Genomic DNA, 20,471 nt, shown 5'->3' with positions numbered 1-20,471 from the left:
TTAAACTTAATTTCACATTTTTGCTATATCAGTAATTAGTATGCTGATTTTTGGTGACCATGGTAATATTTTGTTAATCAAGTGCTAAATTTTCCAAGGTGCTATTAGTGTAATGATAGTTCTTGCTTCTACTTTTTACTAAGTACAGATCTAAATGTTAAATCTATTTTTAGTTTCTGTTTTGTTAACCGTTTTGTAATTAGGTTATATTAATAATTAAATTTAAAATTTTATGGTGCGATTTTTAGTTATGTGGATTAAATAAATATTATGGATAATAGAAATTTAAAAATTGATACGTTGAGAGGTATTGCTTGTCTGTTGTTGGTTGCATATCATGTAATCGGTTCTTCCCCCGGAAATGGTCTAAAAATTTCCGAGGGTTTTTATCGTGATATTAACGATACCTTAGCATATATACGTATGCCATTGTTTACATTTCTTTCCGGATTTGTTTATGCTTACAGACCATTTAGTAAAAATATACCTCTATTTTTATCTAAGAAAGTGCGAAGATTAATTATTCCAATGTTCACTGTCGGCACTATTTTTGCTGTGTTACAAATGCTCGTTCCAGGATCTAATACATCAATCGATAATTGGTATCTTTTGCATATAAAACCTGTCGCGCATTTTTGGTTTGTCGAATCATTATTTTTAGTGTTTATTTTAATTGTTTTTTTGGAGTCGCTTAAATTATTAGATGGTTTTTTTAAATGTGCACTAGTGATTTTCTTTATGTCTATAATATATTGTTCTCCTATTGGAGGTGAATATTTTTCTTTTTCTGGATTTTTTTACCTGGCACCGTTTTTTTTATTAGGAATGAGTATTGAAAGATACGATTTGCTTAAAAAAATCCCTGTTAAAGTGAAATTGTTGGTTGTGATTTTATCCATTACTCTTCTAGCTTGTGTCTATTTTGGGCTTATACCTATGTATGGAAATCGCACTCTTTTCGCACTCGTTTTAGGTGCTGTTAGTTGTTGTTCTATGCTCTTCTCAGAACTGAAAGTCAGTCTTTTTGCAAGAATTGGAGCATATTCATATTCAATTTATTTGTTTCATGTGTTTTTTACAGCAGGTAGTAGAATATTTTTATTCAATTTTAATATTTATAATACTGAATTGGTTTTTGTTTTGTCTTTATTTTTAGGTGTTTTGGGTCCAATGGTTACAGAAGTAATATTGTGTAGATTTAATTCCACTAGAGTGTTTTTTTTGGGGAAGGCACCAAAGAGAATAAAATCAAATGTTAGCTCAGTTTATTTTTTTAAATAATAAATCATTCTTATATTAAAAATAAGTCTTCTTATTTATCTATACACCAGTGATTATGATTAAAAACGTATTACACAATGCCATCTATTATTGTATACCTAGAGTGATGTAGACTTATTTGCGTTATAAAAGAGATAACATTATGAAAAGAAGGGATTTTCTTGCTAAGGCTGCGGTAGGTACTTTGGTCGGTACGAGCCTGACACAATCTGTTGCTTGTTCACAAGTTATTCAAAGCTTGGATAAACAAATCGATGTCGAAGGTCATCGAGTTTTTACCATTGAAGATGCGGGATTTTCTCTAGATTCATACAAAAATACACCAATCAATATTATTAATCGAACCTTAGCTTATATGGCGTCTTTTGGTGGGGGTACGTTAATTCTACCTAATATAAGTGTACGTATTAATATTGGTGAAGAGAACGATCATTCTTATTCTGGCTTAGCGCGAGTAATCATTCCCGCTAGAAAAGGGCTTTGGTTTCGTATTGTGGGTGGGGGCATGAATGCTCCATTTTATTTAACACAAGATAAGCTAACAGGAAAAGATACTAAAGATTGGAATTTGTTTAATGTTGGCGATCAGAAAAGTGGTAAAGAGTGTTGGTCGTTCATTACTAAACGCTCCGGAAGTGACGACCCTGCTGCTATCGGATATGAGAACTCTCGCATACTTGATTTTGTTCAATTGCAAGATATTACTATCATTGGTGATGAACCTGATGGGAAAATTGGCCTAAAAAGGAATGAGAGTTACCAATATCACATAGGTGGTGTTCGCCTCTCAGGTGCCCGCATTATAAAAGTTAATAATGTACAAGTTTATAATGTATTGAATAGCTGTATTGTGTTGGCATTTGCTGAATTGATGATTGCAGAAGATTGCTATGGTGCTCAATCTGGTCATCGTAAAGCAAAATATCAACCGGCTAATTTTATTGATATTGTCGGCATGGGCTCAAATTATGCCGTAAAATCCAAAGCTATCATTCGCAACTGTCATTGTGCTGATATTTATAACGTTGCTTATATGGGTATTTGGTCTGACGTTACTATTTCACAAAGTTCCTGTATTCGAACTTTGATCGCAGTTGAGCATCAAGCATCGTGGGCTGAAACTCAGCAAACTGATATTGGTGGTAATTATACCGTTGAAAACTGTTATTTCGACTGTGATGTAAGCTATTGGCAGAACGAACAAGAGTTTCTTCGTTTGGGCGATGCCATTATCACTAATGGCGGTAAAAACAAAACGTTTACTCTGCGTGATACTCGAATCACCAGCCCTTCTAACATGGCTGTCGCAGGATATATGCAAGATTCTTCTGTACTATTAGACAATGTCACTATCGAGAATGTTGGTCATGGCCGTTATTCATTTCCAGAATTTCCCGCCATACTTGCGCGTAATGGTGACCTACATATTTCAGGTGGGCGTGTAGTAAAATGCAATAAAGGGTTGATTCAATTACTTGGTCGAGCAAATTTAACGTGGGGTAATCGCAGTATTATCCAACAACTCGATACGAAAGTATTATTGAGTAAAGGAGCCGACACTCTGTTTCATTCACGATTACATTTGATCGATTCAAAAGCCAGAATGTATCTCGGTGAAAGCGATCAGCCTAGTTACAATTATGATGTTGATATTAAATTTGATAATTTCCAAGGCAAGCATTTTATCGATCTGGCTTCTTGGAACGGAAAGAGTGTTGAGGTCAGTGGAAAATTCAAGTTGGATTGCGCGGGAACCAAAGCCGATTTTGTGCCGCTACATAGCCAGATAATCGGCAATAAAGCGCAGATTGAGTTACAACTAGATAATATCTCTCATTTAACGCCACCTAAAAAAAGTAACACTTTATATGGTTACATTCATCCGGATAGTTACGTTTATATAAATCATTTTGAACCGCTACGTGCTACGCAGCAAAAAGGTATCGGTGTCGATTTTATAAGGTGTAAAGACTCTACTGGCACTTTTGGACGCAAGCTGGATAATTTGCGCTTTGGTTTTATTAATCAAATGGGGTTGCAGTTAAACCAACTATCTTCTCTTGGTAGTGAGGTAGCATCGAAAGACGATTCTCTAGAAGACGCGTTGCAAGTTACCCCTAATGAAGTGGAAAAAGTATTCTCAACTCAACAATGGACGGTACTGATGAGAGTCGGTGATTTTCGTTTCTATTTACGAGATGTTGATGAATTACAGAGTGCTGATTTTAAAGAAAATAGCACAACAAAACCTGTTAAGCCTCTTGCGATGGCGTATTATGATTATGCCAATAAAACAGCAACAACTGGCCAACAAAAATTAGAGTTGTTTTGGTCGGATAATGATGATGTCGAACAAATTGTCTTGAAGTTAGAGGAACAACAAATATCATTGCCTCAATCACCTGTAGACGGTGATATTAGTTTGGCTTTGTCGTGTCATGGTGATGGCCGCTATACGCTGGCTGTAAATGGTCGAAGTCAGCAATTACATACCAATACTTTGATTAAAATACATGCGTTCTTTATCGGTTTAAACGATAGTCGTTTTACTGATTCAAATCCAGAAATGGTTGATTGTTTTCTGAAGAGCTTTACTGTGGTGCAAACTAGTTTTCATCCACAGATTTTACAAGAAATAACTAGTAAATAGAAAGGCTTACAATAGACGGTTGTAGCTGGTTTAGTTTATAATTATCAAATTTGAGTACCACTTAGTTCAGAGTGGGTAGTTACTAATTAAATTACTTAGTGGCGAAATAAATGGTTCAACTAATTAATATTCTCGACATATTTAATATAAATTTTAGCGATATAGGCTTAAATCTTTAAGGGAAAAATATGATTCTTCCAGTAATAATGGCAGGCGGAAGTGGAAGTCGTTTATGGCCACTTTCACGTACTGAATACCCAAAGCAATTCCTTTCTTTGGTTTCTGATAACACGATGCTTCAAGACACGGTGACTAGACTATCGGATATCGAACATCTGGCTCCGTTGTTTATTTGTAATAATGAGCATCGATTTATTGTTGCAGAGCAACTAAGAGAATTAGATTCAAAGCATAGTGGCATTATTTTAGAACCTGTCGGGAGAAATACCGCGCCAGCAGTTGCTCTTGCTGCATTGCAAGCAATGAAAGACGGCGATGATCCGTTGTTGCTTGTTTTAGCTGCCGACCATTTAATCAAAGATGAACCCGCTTTTATTCAATCGGTAAATAGTGCCGTTGTTCAAGCAGAACAGGGTAATCTAGTGACGTTTAGTATTGTGCCTACTGCGCCAGAAACAGGCTACGGTTATATTCGTAAAGGCGAAGCAAAAGGTAACACCAGTTATGAGGTGGATGCGTTCGTCGAAAAACCTGATTTGGAAAAAGCACAACAGTATTTATCTAGTGGCGAATATTACTGGAACAGCGGTATGTTTTTATTTAAGGCTTCTGTTTATTTAGAAGAGCTACAAAAATACCGCCCAGATATTCTAGCGGCGTGCAAAGAGGCGTATATCGGTAGTTATACCGACCTTGATTTTATTCGGTTAAATGAGCAGGTTTTTTCAAATTGTCCTGATGAATCGATAGATTACGCAGTAATGGAGCCAACAAAGAGTGCTGTCGTTGTGCCAATGGATGCGGCGTGGAGTGATGTTGGTAGTTGGTCTTCTATTTGGGATGTATGTGATAAAGATAGCCAAGGCAATACTCAACGTGGCGATGTGATGATTGAGGACAGCAGCAACAGTTATTTTTACTCTCAAAGTAAATTGGTAGCAGCGGTTGGGGTTGACGATTTAATTGTTATCGAAACTAAAGATGCAATATTAGTCGCTAATAAGGACAAAGTTCAAGACGTTAAGAATATTGTGAACCGAGTGAAAAAAGAAGGGCGTACTGAAGCTCAACACCACCGACAAATTTATCGTCCTTGGGGCTCTCATGATGCGATAGCTGAAGGCGATCGATTTCATGTTAAACACCTTTTAGTCAAACCTGGCGAGAGAATGGCAATTCAAAAACACTACCATAGAGCAGAGCATTGGGTTGTGGTGTCAGGAACAGCAAACGTTATTCGTGGTGATGAAGAGTTTTTATTAAGTGAAAACCAATCTACTTATATCCCTATTGGTTTAGAACATGCAATTGAAAACCCTGGAAAAGTACCATTAGAAATCATTGAAGTGCGTTCAGGGAGTTATTTAGCAGAAGACGATATTGTCCGAATTGATCGCAAGGGATACGTTGATTCTGAAATTGCTCTGCTTGAGTCGAGTTCTATGTTGGATAACAAAGCTAAGGAAATAAAAAAATAACATGGCTATGCAAAATAATCACAAAGAAATTACTTGTTTTAAGGCATATGATATTCGCGGCAGACTTGGTGAACAACTGGATGAAGATGTTGCCTATCGTATAGGTCGAGCTTACGGTGAAGTACTTAAAGCAGAAAAAGTGGTGGTAGGTGGTGACGTAAGATTATCTTCTGAATCGCTTAAAGCGTCTTTGGCTGAAGGTTTACTTGATGCAGGGGTTGATGTTATTGACCTTGGCTTAACGGGTACCGAAGAGATCTATTTTGCCACTGCCGATATGGGAGTTGATGGTGGGATAGAAGTGACGGCTAGCCACAATCCGATTGACTACAATGGCATGAAACCCGTTGGCAAAGGCTCTGCTCCGATAGGTTATTCAAATGGGCTGGGTGAAATAAAAACCTTGGCAGAAAAAGGCGAGTTTGCACAAGTAGAACAAAAGGGTAAGTTAACCGTTGTTGACCACAAGAAAACTTATGCGCAACATATTGTTAGTTATATCGACCCAGCAAAAATAAAGCCGTTAAAACTCGTCGTAAATGCAGGCAACGGTGCGGCGGGCCCTGCTTTTGATGAAATACAAAGGCAACTTGAACAATTAAATGTGCCTATTGAATTTATCAAAATTCACCATCAACCAGATGGCAATTTCCCTCATGGTATTCCAAACCCTCTTTTACCTGAGAACAGAGCCGCGACTTCAGAGGCAGTATTAGAGCATAATGCTGATATGGGAATAGCGTGGGATGGTGATTTTGACCGCTGTTTTTTGTTTGATGAAAAAGGTCGATTTATCGAAGGTTACTATATTGTCGGCTTGTTAGCAGAAGCGTTTTTACAAAAACAGCCTAAGCAAAAAATTATTTTCGATCCTCGTACCTATTGGAATACTGAAAAAATTATAGCTGACAATGATGGTGTTCCAGTAATGTGTCCATCTGGTCATGCGCTAATTAAAGATAAAATGCGCGAAGTTGACGCAGTGTATGGTGGAGAGATGAGTGCGCATCATTACTTCAAACAATTTGCTTACTGCGATTCTGGGATGATTCCTTGGTTATTAGTAGCAGAGTTGCTTTCTGTGAAGCAACAAAAATTATCCTTTTTAGTCAATGATATGATTGAAGCATTTCCATCATCAGGAGAAATTAATTTTAAATTGGATAATCCTAAAGCCGCGATAAAAAGAGTTACGGATTGTTATATTGATAGCGCTAGCAGTATAGATCACATTGATGGGATAAGTATGGCGTTTGACAACACGGACATCGCATGGCGCTTTAATTTACGCTCGTCAAATACTGAGCCTGTGGTACGTTTAAATATTGAATCGGCGGGCGACCAAGCAATTGTAGATGAAAAGGTGATAGAAATTTCTCGGTTACTCAATAATGAATCGTTCTAGTTTTGCTTTAGTTTTAATGTCACTGATTTCGGTGGCATTAATTTTTTATGCTTCTCATTTTGCTATGGGCTCGTTATATAAAATCGGCTTAGAGAATGAATTTAAGCAGTATGAGCATTACGTTAATCAAACCCATTCTCAAGGCGTTGATCAAAGTGTATTGGATAAAAAGTACGATATGCTTACTCGAGTAAATTTGTTAACCGACCAAATGATGGTCTGGAATCAATATGATCCTAATCATCTCTCTATGGCGGCGTACACTCAATTACTCAATAGCTACGCAAATCAGAACTTAGATATATATGATTCATTCTTAACTGAAGGTTTAATGTTGAGTAATAAAGCGATTGCTTTGCGACCAATATTTCCCGACGTTCATGCACAAAAAACCTACCTATTGAGTAGTTTAAAATACCCAGTAGAAGATGTATTTGACCAACTATATACTGCCGAAAAATTTGGTCGTTATGAAGAAGTGACTACGAGGGCAGGTTTAGATTTCTACTTTGCTTTTTGGGGAAGCATTACTAATCAAGATAAAATCAAGGCTACCAGATATTTATTAGACCCAGAAAAATATGGGTTTGCCTTTGGAAATTTTGATAGATTTATTGCTAATGCTAGTTACCGAGACAAAGCCTGTAATATTCTATCGATTAGTCGACAGTCAATTCCCGCTTGCAATGAAAAACCAACTAAATAGTATAAGAATTGTGTGCTATTGATTTGAATGTATTGTTGACAATTTTTGACCGACATTTATCCAGTTAAGGAGACGCTTATTTTTTCTGTTTATTATCGTTTGGTCATATTCTATGGGTGTATATTCTTCGCAGGGTTGGCATCTGTGGCAAAGAGTACAGGTTTGTTTGCTGATGATATTAAATCTTTTGAGAATTGGCTTGGCGGCGATCAATATCTACATTTTATTGTTGCTACCATAGTAGGGTTCTTAGCATTGTGGTCAACTAAAGCAAATCAAAAAAAATGGTTATTTAACCTAGTTGGTTGGCAATCTATTGCGGTACTTTGCCTAGTGATTAGTGACGAGATTATGCAGTACTTTATTCCTAGTCGTGATTACTCATTAGTCGATTTATCCATCAATACTGCTGGTGTTGCACTAGGAAGTGGCATTGCAATTATGATTAGTCTCAATAAAGATAATAGTGTGAACTTGATCAAATAACTTCTTGCTTGTTTGCTAAGCAATTAATATTATTTAATTTGTTAAACAATTTTAACTAAACTTTACCGTTGCTAAGGATTAATACGGTTATCTACGATCTAAAGTTTTTAAAAGGGATATTATATGAACTTAAATCCAATCGCATTTGCCCTTGCGGCCAGTTTTTCGTTGGTGTCATTGCCAACTTATGCTAATACCGATACAGAGATACAAACGGGTGCTGATACACAAGTTATTGAATCGACAACTTCAGTTCCTGAATATGTTATTAGTGACGCTGAACAAGCGCAAATTGAGGCATACTATAACGACAATCAAACAGACAGTTTGTCGGGTTTAGTTAACGGCTTGGTTGAGACATTTCCGTCGATACCTGAGCCAAATTTAGTTGTCGCTCTCCTAGATCTTCTTCCTGAAGTTCCTTCTGCCGATTTCGTTATTGCGGGTTTGCTAGAACTCTTTCCCGATTTATCCATCGAGGATATTGTAGCCAGTGTTCTGACTGCCATGCCTGATCAGCAAGAAACCATCGTCCTTTCCGCTATGACGCTTGCACCAGAGCAAGCAGCAGAAATCGCTAGAACTGCTGCAGATATGGGCGTGTCCGCTGAAGTTATTACTCTGGCTGCTGTTAGTGTTCCTAGTGTTGATATTGCTGCTGTTACTATCGCTATTGAAGCTCAAACAGCGGCGGGTATTCCTACTCCAGCTGCTGCTGCGCCAACACCTACGCTGAATACTTTTGCTAATCGAGGTAACGGTGTTTCTCCTAGCTAGTTTTCTTTATTGCTAATTGATAACGTTTGTTAGCAATAAAGATCGTTAATCTTTTAGATTATTAGTTAGTCGATCATCAAGCGAATTTATATAATGGACTTATAATGACAAAAATAGAAATAGTTTGTTTCTATAGTTTTTTGTTGCTTGTTATTTGGCTGCCGATTCCATTAGCAAGTAACCGTGTTTGGGCTTGGTCGATTTTTGAAGTGTGGATTGCGCTCCAGACACTAGCATTAATTTTTTCTCTTAGAACTCACTTCCCTTGGCAGCGACTAAAACGATTTTTATGGTTACTGCTACCACTTATTCTGTTTCAGGTTTGGATTGCCATTCAGATTATTCCTTTACCTGACGCGCTACTTAATGTTATTTCACCCAGTGCATTTCGCATCTATAGCTTTTTAAATTTAGAGTCTAAAACTATTTCATTAGATTGGTTTGCTACGGTTTCTGGATTATTAAAAGGTGTTGCTTATACCTTGTTTACTTTTAACGCGATCATTTTAATAAACAGTATCAAAAGAATAAAACAAGTGATTCTGGCTGTGGTGTTTAGTGGAACCCTTCAAGCATTTTATGCTGCGTTGATGATACTAACCGCAAGTACACAGAGTTGGGTTTTTGGTCTACCGCAAGGAAGTAGGGCAACTGGCTCATTTGTGTACCATAATCACTTGGCGAACTATTTGATTATGACTTTGTCATTGGGTATCGGTTTAATCGTGTCTCAAATGCATCAAAGCGAATCTGGTTCTTGGCAGGTACGTTTTCGTCGTTGGTTTGAAGCTATATTGTCACCTAAAATGATTATTCGTTTGTGTCTGGTGGTTATGGTGATCGCTTTAGTAATGACTCGTTCAAGAATGGGTAATACCGCGTTTTTCTCGATAACCATTATTGGTGGTCTCGTCGCACTGTTTTTCTATAAAAATAAACCGCGAGCGTTAACGGCGTTAGTGATTTCCTTTTTGATCATAGATACTTTAGCTGTAGGGACGATATTCGGTTTAGACAAAGTAAAGGAACGTTTAGAAAATACAGCAATGAATACTGAAACTCGTGACCAAGCCGTTTTGTGGAGTATGGATATTATTAAAGATTATCCGTTAACGGGAACAGGCTTAGGTAGCTTTTATTCTACATTTCCAAGTTATAGCCAATATAATATTGGTTATTATGATTTTACCCATAACGATTATATTCAATTTGCAGCTGAAGTTGGTATTCCAGCTGTGTTGGTTTTAGGTTGCATGGTACTTATTGGTTTGTGGTTTAGTTTTAATGCAATGAGAACAAGAAACAGCAGAATATTAAAAGGAACAGCGTTGGGGTGTTTTATGGCTATTATTGGCATGTTGATACATATTACAGTCGATTTTAATCTACAAGCACCTGCAAATGCGGTGACTTTTTTATTGGTCTTGGTCTTGGCGGGCTGTACTCGTGTTATTAAGAATACGGTTGTTAGCAAGCCTATTCAGTAAACAGCGTTGTTAATAAAAGATATATAGCACCAAAAATACTATTTTCGCAATATTCAGTATAGTCGATTGACATTTTTAACCTATATATTGACTCAATATTGCACAAGGAATGAATAATAAAGGGAGAATTAATAATGAAAAAGTCACTATTAGCCATAGCGGTATTTGCGGCTGCCACTCAAGTTAATGCGGCAGAAATGTATGCACAGGATGGCGTGACCATTGATATTAGTGGTGAGGTTGACGTTCAGTATTTTAAAACAATGGCCGAGACGAAAGACTATTCAACAGAAATAAAAGATGCTCAATGGAGAGTAGATGAGGCTAACTTTGGATTTAATCTTGGCTTTGAAATGAGTGAAGATTTTAGCATGGGTGGTCATTTTGATATTGACGCAAATAATGAAGATGACAGTGTAACCAGAGGCGATGTTTATTTTTATGTTGATATATTAGATGCACATGTTATTTCTGCGGGTATTCAGCCAACAATTTTAGATGACGCAGGCATTGGTGAGGATTACGAGTTTGGCTTTAATGCTTTTATTGAGAATTTAGACTCATCTGGTGAACAGGTTATAAAGTACAGATATGATGGTGGTAATTCTTTTTATGCAGGAGCGGCTTATTCAGCGTATAAAAATGAAAGCGCAAGCACAGAAGATGATTTTGAGTTAGATGGCAATGTAGGTGTGCGTTTAGGCGATTTGGAAGCCACTTTATTTGTTGCAATGGGCGAACATGACTCGCTAAATGCCAATGCTTATATTGCTGAAGTGCGTTATGTTCTTGGTGATATAGGTATTGCGGGGACATATTCTTATGCAACCACTGAAACGGTTTCTGGGGAAGATAGTGATATTAATGCAATGGGCTTAACGGGTGTTTATCGACCTGAAGGCCGTTTTGAATACGCTGCAGGTTGGGCGGTAATTGATAATGATTCGAATGATAATGGTACGGTAAACGATATCTATATTAATACTTCTTTCTATTTTACCGACGCTGTTAGTGCATACGCTGAATTAGGCTTAACCGATGAAGACAATACTGACGTAGGTTATGTAATTGGTATAGCGGGAAGCTTTTAATTTTGCGCATAGTCTCAATTATATTTGAAATATATTGTCCACCAGCAGGCCAATTTATTTCAATAGTCTATAATTAGTTATTTATCGCTATGTACTAATGATTTTATCGTTGTAAATATCCAAGGATTTTTGTGTTCAAGAGTATACTTGTTTTATGCACTGGCAATATATGCCGGTCACCTTTTGCAGAAGCTGCGTTGAATAAGTTATTACCGAATATTGAAGTAACCTCAGCGGGTATTGCAACGGATAAAAATGGTTTACAGGGTGTTCCTGCTGATAAGGTTGCAGTAGAAATGGCGTTGAAGTACGGCGTTGATATGAGTGAGCATCGAGCCAAACAAGTTGATCAATTTTTGATTGATCAACATGACCTTATTCTCACGATGGATCGAGAGCAACTCGAGCAGTTATGTCAATTGTTTCCTGAAGCTCGCGCAAAGTCTTGGGTACTTGGCCACTGGATAGGAATGAGTAGTATCGATGATCCATACCAGAAAAGTGATGTTATTTTCAATCAGGTATATTCTGTTATCGACAATTCTGTTAGAGCATGGGTGAGAAAATTCAAAGCATAATCAGAAGTTTTTATCGGTATATGCCATGGAGAAATCATTATTGAAGGTATTTATTTAGCTTTAAGCACAAGATTACACGTTAGAAAATCACGAAATTAAAATGAAATTAATAGCGAGATATTAAAGTGTACTAATAATATGACAATTTTCGAGTGTTTTACCAATAACGATATACGCGGAAGTGCTAGTCATTTACTGACTCCCGATGCTGTCTCGCGTATTTCTAGAGCTTATGCTCTACACTTAAAACCACTAAATGTGGTTGTTGGTTGTGATGGTAGTGTCGCGTCAGGCTACCTCAAAGAAATTATCGTGCACAGCTTACTTGAGTTTGGAACCGATGTGATTGATTTGGGGCGAGTTGGCAAAGAGGAGCTTTTTTATGCTCTTGGTCAAGGCTCATACGCTGGCGGTATAATGGTCAATGCGGCGGTTAACTCAGTCAATTGCCATGTTCTTAATTTGATTGGTAAAAATTGTCAGCCTATAAATAACAGCAATGGGCTACTCGATATTAAGAAAATGCTATCTTCCCCAGAAACTAATCACCATCCCTCCGTAGTCAAAGGTTTACTTCAACGCGGTTATTCGAGAGAGCATTATATTTCGCGACTGCTCGAGGATATAGATAGCCAATGCTTTAAACCTATGACGCTAGTAGTAAATTCCGGTTACGGTGCGGCAAGCATGGTAATTGATGAGTTAGAAACAGTGTTTAATCAGACCAACGTCCCTATTAATTTCATTAAGATCAATCATGCTAACGAGAATGAGCCGATTGAAATTGCGTCTGGCGTATCTATCCATGATTTTAGATTGGATACGGCTAAACTGGTGGTAGAGTCAGGTGCAGATTTTGGTATTGCTTGGGATAGTGATTTTAACCGTTGTTTCATTATTGATGATACCGGGCATCATGTTCCAGCTTATTATATGGTTGGTTTTATTGCCGAAGCTCTATTAAGAAAAAATCCGGGCTCTAAAATAGTGCACGACCATGTTTTATATTGGAATACGCTTCAAACAATAGTAGCCAATGGAGGAGTAGCCGTAGCAACTAAAATTGGCCGAGAATACTTTAAACAGAAAATGCGTGAAGTAAATGCAATTTACGGCGGAGAAAGTAGTGCTTATCACTATTTCAAAGACTTCACTTATTGCGGTTCAGGTATGATTCCGTGGTTATTACTTATAGAACTAATGTCATTGCGTGATGCGAAATTATCACAGTTGGTTGCTGAACGGGAAAAAGCGTTTCCTATTTCAGGGGAAATAAAAATTCCGGTACAGAATCCTAAACGCTCAGCTTGTTATTTACTCGAATATTTTAAAAATAAGTACAGTTATAAAGAACTGAGTGATGGAATAGGTTTAGAGTTTGAAGATTATGATAATGCGTGGCGTTTAAACCTGAGGATGTCCACCAAACAGCAGGTATTAAAACTCAACGTTGAAGGTTATTCTGATAGCCATTTGGTTAATACTAAAGCCAGTGAAATCTTGGATATTCTTGCTCATACGTGATGAGTTGGCGCTTGTTACTTTTGACCGCCAATGGTTAAATATTAGATGTTTGGATAAAGAAAACGTAATCACCAAACTACAAAGCAGTTATTTAAGCTTTGTAGTTTGGGCTCTCAATTTTATTTTTACGCACAAATTTTAGTTCAAGCCATAGATGACATTTTAAGCTAGGATTTGCTGAACACGTTGTGGCTTAGATAAAAAGTGTCCATACAATCGTTATTCAATCAGGTTTTTAATATCACTCTTGTATCTTCACTCAACGATTCTAATTCCTTAGTTACATCATCTATATTGAGTTCTTCTGGTAAGCGAATTGCTAAATTCGCGGTAAATAGGCTAGAACTGACCCCTCCACCTCCCGCAATAAATACCCTATGACAATCCATATCCAAAATATGGATGGCTTGACCATCAAGCATGCTGGTTATTTCGTTGACGATTCCGGCTCTATCATTGGCATCAAGACGCAATTCAAACACTTCCTCTTTTCCGTTCGATGTTGAGTCACTATCAACAAACTTAACTAATAGATCAGAGTTACTCGAAATTGCATCTTTAACGATTTGTTCGTTTTGTTGGGGTAACTCAATCTTGATTACAGCTGCAACTTGATCTTCTATAAAGTTCACTTTGCTGATCAACCATTTGCCATCATTCTCATGCGTGACAGCGGCGAATTCTTTGATTGTAGCGGGCGTCGCTTTTCCTACAAAATTTGCAATAAACGTAGTCATCATAAATGCATCTCCCGTATAAGCCTAATAGGCTAACTATATGAATTAATTTATTATATTAAGTGTAGAAGTATTCGTAACATAAAGCTTGACTCTAGTCCATTTTTTGAACGGAAGTACTGTTAAATCTTAATTTTTTCTTTAATTTGCTAAATTTGGTTATGATGATAGCAAATGTTTGTACAATACTTGGTAAGCTAACCATTGGGTAACAGAAATAGGCTGAGAAATGATTAATATTGCAATGCTAAGTACAGGGGAAGAAGTACTTCACGGAGACATAATCGATACTAATGCTGCGTGGTTATCTCGTCGTTGTTATGACGAAGGATTTAGTCTTTCTAAACGAACAACAGTCGGAGATCAGAAGAAAGAACTTGTGAATGAACTGGTTGCGCTTAGCTTAAACCATGATGTGGTTATTGTTAATGGTGGATTAGGGCCAACAAGTGATGATCTCACATCAGAAGCCGCCGCTATTGCCGCTGATACTGAACTTGAACTTTTTTCGGAATGGTTAGAAGCGATGGAGAAGATGTTTGCGCGTACAGGGCGTAAAATGCATGAGAGTAACCTTAAACAAGCGATGCTTCCTAAAACCTCACAAATTGTCAATAACCCAGTGGGTACTGCATGCGGATTCACTATGCAGATAAATAATGCACGTTTTTTCTTTACCCCGGGTGTCCCTAGTGAATTTAAAGTCATGGTTAATGAACAAATTCTACCGTCACTCAAACGTTTATTTCCTGAGAACAAACCGTTTGAAGTTAGCCGGTTATATACGTTTGGTTTAGGAGAATCCGGCATTGCAATGAACTTGGATAATATTGTTATGCCTGAAGGATTTGAATTGGGTTATCGATCTTATTTGCCTTTCATTGAAGTGAAGCTTTTTGGTCCTGCCGATCAGCCAGAGTCTCGGATTGATTTATTAAAAATCATTTATTCTCATTTGGGTGATAATGTGGTGAGTGTAGATGAACCTATGCTGGAAAATTTGGGTAGCTTGCTGATTGATTCTAACAAGCAAGTTTCTGTTGCCGAGTGTGCAACGGGAGGATATTTATCAAGTTCTCTCCAGTTGAATGAAAAGACTTGTGGACAATTTAAACAAGCTTGGGTTTTAAATAAGGTAGAGTCGCTTGAGAATACGGATCAGGACCCAATAGCCTCTGCATTGGCATTAGCGGCATCCATTCGTGAAAAAACAGTGGTTGATATTGGATTATCGATAGGTTCAATAATGGATAAAAAGTTCGCGATAGCGTTATCTACACCACTTGGTGAGTGGGGACAGTTGTTTGAACTTCGTCGCCAATATGACCGAGAAGATCAAGCAAAAATCATCTCAACTCTGTTACTTGATATGCTTCGACGCCATGAAGAGAAGAAGCCGATTTTTGGCCAATATGGTTCTGTGGAAAGAATTCGAGAGTTATATATTCCTGTCTCACATTTGTGATCTTTTATGCGAAATATTCAGTGAATCATCTTAAATTTAACGCTGAAATTTCGCTATGCACTTGCTAAATATTGCTACTAAAACTACTTATAACAACAAGGTATAAGTATTATCTTATTGATTCTTAAATGATTTAATTTATTGGTGTATATTGTCTCAATATTGGTGCTCACATAAGGTTTGAATTGTCGTACACTTGATCCATTCGTTGAATAAAATACGAATTCCACAGGTGCTAGGAGGTTTTGCCGATGTTAAGTCAATCTAAAATTGAAGTTTGGTATAAAGTTGCTGGTGATAGAATTCTGCTCGGAGAGACTTTTAGTTCGAATAAATTGGATGTAATTTCTCTGTGGGTAGATCTACACAGTGATCAAAGATCTTCTACAAGTAGTGGCTACCGGGTATCACTTTTTGATGATGGTGGGCGACATATCGCTGACAAAGGTATTAGTGCTCTCGATGCTGAACGATTGCTGGAACATAATGAACCATCAGACGTGTATCAGGTGGTCAATCAGCTCAGTTTTTGTGTTGAAAGTTATTGTAGTATTAATAACCGTCGTGACCTTGAAGCGAATAACGGTGTTGATACCAGTTGTAGAGTTGAAAAAATTAATGACGGAAATGACAATCAAGCCAATTTAGCTTTTATCTGATAATTTACTTTTGCTAACACTAGATCTGATTTTGCCTTGCTTATACAGGGCAAAATTTCATTTGTGTTAGTGTAAGCCATTTTAATATTACTTTCTTCTACTTCTCCTCCGATTAATTCACAGCGGCATGCACCACAGTGGCCGTCTCTGCAGTGATATTCAGGTTGTAACCCTGCCAATTCCATCGCTTGTAAAATGGTATTTTCTGGTTGCACATGAATAGGGGTTAAGTCATTAATCGTCAGTTTAAACATGAAGTTTTAGGTGTCTCTGTGTTTTTAGTCGTATCAGTTTGATTCCCTTTCTTATCAGAGAATCAAACTGTTTCAGCTAAGTGTTTTTATAATTCGAAATATGGTTTTTATAGCTCGAAATCTTCAAAGTCGTCTGCATCGACTTCATTATCTATTTGCCCAACAAGATAAGAGCTGATTTCAGCTTCTTGAGGTGCAACTTGTACGTTATCAGATGAAAGCCAAGCATTTATCCATGGAATTGGATTGGATGTTGCTTCTGGGTAAGCGATACCTAGTCCGACGGCTTGCATACGAGTATTGGTAATGTATTCAACATATTGAGAAAGAATATCTTTATTTAACCCAATCATTGAACCATCTTTGAATAGGTATTCGGCCCATTCTTTTTCTTGCTCTGCCGCTGCTTTGAATAGATCGAAACACTCTTGCTTGCACTCTTCTGCTATCTGCATGAATTCGAAATCATCTTGCCCATTACGCAGAAGATTTATCATATATTGGGTGCCAGTAAGATGCAACGCTTCATCTCTTGCGATTAATTTGATTATTTTAGCATTGCCTTCCATTAGCTCACGCTCGGCAAAGGCAAATGAACAGGCAAAACTCACGTAAAAGCGAATGGCTTCTAACGCATTCACGGACATTAGGCACAGATAAAGCTGCTTTTTAAGCGCATGTAGATCAACAACAACGTTTTCGCCATTAATAGTATGATTACCGACACCATAGCGGTGATAATCATTAGTTAAGACAATAAGGTCGTCATAGTAACGAGAAATATCTTTTGCACGATTGCGTATGTATTCGTTTTCAACTATGTCATCAAATACAACGCCTGGGTCATTAACGATATTACGAATAATATGCGTATAAGAACGAGAATGAATAGTTTCAGAAAATGACCAAGTCTCAATCCATGTTTCCACTTCAGGTAACGAGACTAATGGAAGTAACGCCACATTAGGGCTGCGACCTTGAATAGAATCCAGTAATGTTTGATATTTTAAATTACTAATAAATATATGTTTTTCGTGCTCTGGTAATTTATTGTAGTCAATGCGGTCACTAGACACATCCACTTCTTCTGGACGCCAAAAAAAACTCAGTTGTTTTTCAATCAGCTTTTCAAAAATGTCGAATTTTTGTTGATCATAACGCGCGACGTTAACAGGTTGCCCTAAAAACATCGGTTCTTTTAATTGATTATTTTTGGTTTGCGTAAAAGTACTGTAAGCCATAGTCGCTTGTGTTCCTTTTGTTTACTATTTTAATGGTTGTGCGCAATTACTGAGGCTTTCAACAGCCTCAGCCCATAATATTCCAACGTAAGTCGCTATATCTTACAACCGCCGCCTTCACAATCTTCTTCAGCAACGGCAACATCCTTACCTTGTGCATCTGACGCACCATCACGTGTATTATGATAATACAGTGTTTTTACGCCGTATTTGTAAGCGGTTAGTAGGTCTTTAAGCAGAAGTTTCATGGGTACTTTACCGCTTTCATGTATTGCTGGGTCGTAGTTGGTGTTAGCTGAAATCGCTTGGTCTACAAATTTTTGCATAATACCGACTAAGTGCAGATAACCATCATTGTTAGGGATAGACCATAGCAGTTGGTAGTTTTCTTTTAGTGCAATGTAATCTGGTACAACTTGTTTCAAAATACCATCTTTAGATGCTTTCACTGAAACGAATCCACGTGGAGGCTCAATACCATTAGTCGCATTTGAAATCTGCGAAGAAGTTTCTGATGGCATCAGAGCGGTCAGGGTCGAATTTCTTAAACCGTGAGTTTTGATTTCTTCACGCAGTGCTTCCCAATCGTAATGTAACTGCTCATCACAGATTGTATCGACGTCCTTTTTATAGGTATCAATAGGTAAAATGCCTTGAGCATAACGTGTTTCATTAAATGATGGGCAAGCACCTTGCTCTTTAGCCAAGTTAACTGATGCTTTTAATAGATAGTATTGAATCGCCTCAAACGTTCTATGAGTGAGTCCATTGGCACTGCCGTCAGAATAACGAACGCCGTTCTTAGCTAAATAATAAGCATAGTTTATAACACCAACACCGAGAGTGCGTCGGTTCATAGTCGATTTATACGCAGCTGGTAATGGATAATCTTGGTAGTCAAGTAGCGCATCGAGTGCACGAACAACCAATTCCGATAGCTCTTCGAAATCATCGAGTGATTTTATAGCACCTAAGTTGAAAGCGGAAAGGGTACAAAGCGCGATTTCACCTTGGTCATCTTCGACGTTGTTCAACGGTTTTGTTGGTAATGCTATTTCTAGACAAAGATTCGATTGACGAATGGGTGCAACACTTGGGTCAAACGGGCTATGCGTATTACAGTGGTCAACATTTTGTACGTAAATACGGCCTGTTGACGCTCTTTCTTGCATTAGCAGTGAGAATAAATCCACTGCTTTAACGGTTTCTCGTTTGATACTCTGGTCGGCTTCATACTGAGTATAAAGCTGTTCGAATTTTTGTTGATCTTCAAAGAAAGCATCATAGAGACCCGGTACGTCAGAAGGAGAAAATAGGCTAATATTCTGCCCTTTAACCAGTCTTGAATACATGGTTTTATTTATTTGCACACCATAATCCATATGACGCACACGGTTTTCTTCTACACCGCGATTATTTTTCAACACTAGAAGTGATTGAACTTCACCATGCCAAATTGGATAGAAAACGGTTGCCGCGCCGCCACGTACTCCACCTTGTGAGCAGCACTTAACCGCGGTTTGGAAATATTTGTAGAATGGGATACAACCAGTATGGAATGCTTCACCACCTCTAATTTCAGAACCTAATGCTCTAATTCTACCGGCATTGATACCAATACCCGCACGTTGAGATACATAACGAACAATAGAACTAGAGGTGGCATTTATTGAATTTAAGCTGTCATCACACTCGATCAAAACACAAGAACTGAATTGACGAGTAGGGGTACGTACGCCCGACATTATAGGAGTTGGTAAAGAAATTTTGAATGTCGATACCGCGTCGTAAAACCGTTTGATGTAATCTAAACGTGTTTCTTTTGGGTATTTTGCAAATAGACAGGCAGCAACCAATATATAGAGGAACTGAGCACTTTCATAAATTTCTTTTGTTACACGATTTTGAACGAAGTATTTACCTTCTAATTGCTTCACCGCTGCGTAAGAAAAATCAAGGTCACGTTTATGATCAATAAACGCATCCATTTTGGCGAACTCTTCGGTTGTATAGTCTTCTATTAGGTGTTTATCATATTTACCTGCATCAACCAGCTTTTTAACATGATCGTATAGTGCAGGTGGTTCGTATTGACCATACGCTTTTTTGCGTAAATGGAAGACGGCGAGGCGTGCTGCTAAGTATTGATAATCTGGAGTCTCTTCTGAGATAAGATCAGCAGCCGATTTAATAATGGTTTCGTGAATATCACTCGTACTGATTCCATCATAAAATTGAATGTGAGATTTGATTTCCACTTGGGAGACGGAAACGTTTTTTAGTCCTTCCGCAGCCCATGTGATCACTCTATGGATCTTCTCTAGATCGATGTTTTCTTTACGGCCATTACGCTTAGCAACGGTAAGTTGTTGGTTCATTCTGGTTGATATCCCTAATAAGACTGACGAAAGCCCGATTTTTTTTAATTTTTTGAAAACGCTAAGGGCTTCAGTGATCAAAACCCCCTAAATG

Annotated in this window: 17 protein-coding genes; 13 read left to right on the top strand and 4 right to left on the bottom strand. The window is 37.7% G+C overall.

Annotated elements, in window-relative coordinates; genetic code table 11:
- Nucleotides 1–270 precede the first annotated feature (270 nt).
- The 11 genes from R3X26_RS00475 to R3X26_RS00425 all read left to right on the top strand — a co-directional run bounded on the left by R3X26_RS00475 (nucleotide 271) and on the right by R3X26_RS00425 (nucleotide 13,643).
- On the top strand, nucleotides 271–1,281 hold the full coding sequence (locus R3X26_RS00475) for an acyltransferase (protein ID WP_317715159.1): 1,011 nt from the start codon (nucleotides 271–273) through the stop codon (nucleotides 1,279–1,281).
- A 142-nt stretch (nucleotides 1,282–1,423) separates the two neighbouring features.
- The gene (locus tag R3X26_RS00470) at nucleotides 1,424–3,931 is read left to right on the top strand and encodes a hypothetical protein (RefSeq protein WP_317715158.1); all 2,508 of its coding nucleotides are present in this window, start codon (nucleotides 1,424–1,426) and stop codon (nucleotides 3,929–3,931) included.
- 188 nt (nucleotides 3,932–4,119) lie between these two features.
- Nucleotides 4,120–5,589, top strand: coding sequence for a mannose-1-phosphate guanylyltransferase/mannose-6-phosphate isomerase (locus R3X26_RS00465; protein WP_317715157.1), 1,470 nt, complete (start codon nucleotides 4,120–4,122; stop codon nucleotides 5,587–5,589).
- A 1-nt stretch (nucleotide 5,590) separates the two neighbouring features.
- Entirely contained in the window at nucleotides 5,591–6,994 is a 1,404-nt protein-coding gene (locus tag R3X26_RS00460) for a phosphomannomutase CpsG (protein ID WP_317715156.1), read from the top strand.
- Complete coding sequence (locus tag R3X26_RS00455; protein ID WP_317715155.1) at nucleotides 6,981–7,700, top strand: hypothetical protein; 720 nt, start codon at nucleotides 6,981–6,983, stop codon at nucleotides 7,698–7,700. Before R3X26_RS00460 ends, R3X26_RS00455 begins: the two co-directional genes overlap by 14 nt.
- A 144-nt stretch (nucleotides 7,701–7,844) precedes the next feature.
- Complete coding sequence (locus R3X26_RS00450; RefSeq protein ID WP_317715154.1) at nucleotides 7,845–8,186, top strand: VanZ family protein; 342 nt, start codon at nucleotides 7,845–7,847, stop codon at nucleotides 8,184–8,186.
- 123 nt (nucleotides 8,187–8,309) lie between these two features.
- Nucleotides 8,310–8,963, top strand: a complete 654-nt coding sequence (locus R3X26_RS00445) for a hypothetical protein (protein WP_317715153.1) — start codon at nucleotides 8,310–8,312, stop codon at nucleotides 8,961–8,963.
- 104 nt (nucleotides 8,964–9,067) lie between these two features.
- Nucleotides 9,068–10,450 carry an O-antigen ligase family protein gene (locus R3X26_RS00440; RefSeq protein WP_317715152.1) on the top strand — a complete coding sequence of 461 codons (1,383 nt, stop codon included), beginning with the start codon at nucleotides 9,068–9,070 and terminating at the stop codon, nucleotides 10,448–10,450.
- A gap of 134 nt (nucleotides 10,451–10,584) precedes the next feature.
- Entirely contained in the window at nucleotides 10,585–11,541 is a 957-nt protein-coding gene (locus tag R3X26_RS00435) for a porin (protein WP_317715151.1), read from the top strand.
- A gap of 131 nt (nucleotides 11,542–11,672) precedes the next feature.
- The gene (locus tag R3X26_RS00430; protein WP_317715150.1) at nucleotides 11,673–12,119 is read left to right on the top strand and encodes a low molecular weight protein-tyrosine-phosphatase; all 447 of its coding nucleotides are present in this window, start codon (nucleotides 11,673–11,675) and stop codon (nucleotides 12,117–12,119) included.
- Nucleotides 12,120–12,257: 138 nt separating this feature from the next.
- Entirely contained in the window at nucleotides 12,258–13,643 is a 1,386-nt protein-coding gene (locus R3X26_RS00425; RefSeq protein WP_317715149.1) for a phosphomannomutase CpsG, read from the top strand.
- A 227-nt stretch (nucleotides 13,644–13,870) separates the two neighbouring features.
- On the opposite strand, the gene R3X26_RS00420 is transcribed toward R3X26_RS00425, so the two are convergent.
- Complete coding sequence (locus tag R3X26_RS00420) at nucleotides 13,871–14,383, bottom strand: glycine cleavage system protein R (protein ID WP_317715148.1); 513 nt, start codon at nucleotides 14,381–14,383, stop codon at nucleotides 13,871–13,873.
- Nucleotides 14,384–14,609: 226 nt separating this feature from the next.
- Between R3X26_RS00420 and R3X26_RS00415 the strand changes: the two genes are divergently transcribed.
- Nucleotides 14,610–15,845: a CinA family nicotinamide mononucleotide deamidase-related protein gene (locus R3X26_RS00415; RefSeq protein WP_317715147.1), complete on the top strand. Its 1,236-nt coding sequence runs from the start codon at nucleotides 14,610–14,612 to the stop codon at nucleotides 15,843–15,845.
- Between the two features lie 251 nt (nucleotides 15,846–16,096).
- Nucleotides 16,097–16,504, top strand: a complete 408-nt coding sequence (locus tag R3X26_RS00410; protein ID WP_317715146.1) for a hypothetical protein — start codon at nucleotides 16,097–16,099, stop codon at nucleotides 16,502–16,504.
- Here R3X26_RS00410 and R3X26_RS00405 read toward each other — a convergent pair.
- The 3 genes from R3X26_RS00405 to nrdA all read right to left on the bottom strand — a co-directional run bounded on the left by R3X26_RS00405 (nucleotide 16,480) and on the right by nrdA (nucleotide 20,377).
- The gene (locus R3X26_RS00405) at nucleotides 16,480–16,758 is read right to left on the bottom strand and encodes a 2Fe-2S iron-sulfur cluster-binding protein (RefSeq protein WP_317715145.1); all 279 of its coding nucleotides are present in this window, start codon (nucleotides 16,756–16,758) and stop codon (nucleotides 16,480–16,482) included. The genes R3X26_RS00410 and R3X26_RS00405 overlap by 25 nt on opposite strands.
- A gap of 107 nt (nucleotides 16,759–16,865) precedes the next feature.
- Complete coding sequence (nrdB, locus tag R3X26_RS00400) at nucleotides 16,866–17,999, bottom strand: class Ia ribonucleoside-diphosphate reductase subunit beta (RefSeq protein WP_317715144.1); 1,134 nt, start codon at nucleotides 17,997–17,999, stop codon at nucleotides 16,866–16,868.
- Nucleotides 18,000–18,094: 95 nt separating this feature from the next.
- Nucleotides 18,095–20,377, bottom strand: coding sequence for a class 1a ribonucleoside-diphosphate reductase subunit alpha (gene nrdA / locus R3X26_RS00395; protein ID WP_317715143.1), 2,283 nt, complete (start codon nucleotides 20,375–20,377; stop codon nucleotides 18,095–18,097).
- Nucleotides 20,378–20,471: the final 94 nt, after the last annotated feature.

Source organism: Vibrio sp. TH_r3, from assembly GCF_033101115.1.
GTDB lineage: Bacteria > Pseudomonadota > Gammaproteobacteria > Enterobacterales > Vibrionaceae > Vibrio.
Note: the sequence above shows the minus strand (reverse complement) of the source record. Positions and strands in the feature narration are given on the sequence as shown.

Coding starts and splice junctions, on each gene's coding strand:
- R3X26_RS00465 (WP_317715157.1), top strand. CDS start 4,120: ATGATTCTTCCAGTAATAATGGCAGGCGGAAGTGGAAGTCGTTTATGG.
- nrdB (WP_317715144.1), bottom strand. CDS start 17,999: ATGGCTTACAGTACTTTTACGCAAACCAAAAATAATCAATTAAAAGAA.
- R3X26_RS00410 (WP_317715146.1), top strand. CDS start 16,097: ATGTTAAGTCAATCTAAAATTGAAGTTTGGTATAAAGTTGCTGGTGAT.
- R3X26_RS00435 (WP_317715151.1), top strand. CDS start 10,585: ATGAAAAAGTCACTATTAGCCATAGCGGTATTTGCGGCTGCCACTCAA.
- R3X26_RS00475 (WP_317715159.1), top strand. CDS start 271: ATGGATAATAGAAATTTAAAAATTGATACGTTGAGAGGTATTGCTTGT.
- R3X26_RS00440 (WP_317715152.1), top strand. CDS start 9,068: ATGACAAAAATAGAAATAGTTTGTTTCTATAGTTTTTTGTTGCTTGTT.
- nrdA (WP_317715143.1), bottom strand. CDS start 20,377: ATGAACCAACAACTTACCGTTGCTAAGCGTAATGGCCGTAAAGAAAAC.
- R3X26_RS00460 (WP_317715156.1), top strand. CDS start 5,591: ATGGCTATGCAAAATAATCACAAAGAAATTACTTGTTTTAAGGCATAT.
- R3X26_RS00425 (WP_317715149.1), top strand. CDS start 12,258: ATGACAATTTTCGAGTGTTTTACCAATAACGATATACGCGGAAGTGCT.
- R3X26_RS00470 (WP_317715158.1), top strand. CDS start 1,424: ATGAAAAGAAGGGATTTTCTTGCTAAGGCTGCGGTAGGTACTTTGGTC.
- R3X26_RS00455 (WP_317715155.1), top strand. CDS start 6,981: ATGAATCGTTCTAGTTTTGCTTTAGTTTTAATGTCACTGATTTCGGTG.
- R3X26_RS00445 (WP_317715153.1), top strand. CDS start 8,310: ATGAACTTAAATCCAATCGCATTTGCCCTTGCGGCCAGTTTTTCGTTG.
- R3X26_RS00415 (WP_317715147.1), top strand. CDS start 14,610: ATGATTAATATTGCAATGCTAAGTACAGGGGAAGAAGTACTTCACGGA.
- R3X26_RS00420 (WP_317715148.1), bottom strand. CDS start 14,383: ATGATGACTACGTTTATTGCAAATTTTGTAGGAAAAGCGACGCCCGCT.
- R3X26_RS00405 (WP_317715145.1), bottom strand. CDS start 16,758: ATGTTTAAACTGACGATTAATGACTTAACCCCTATTCATGTGCAACCA.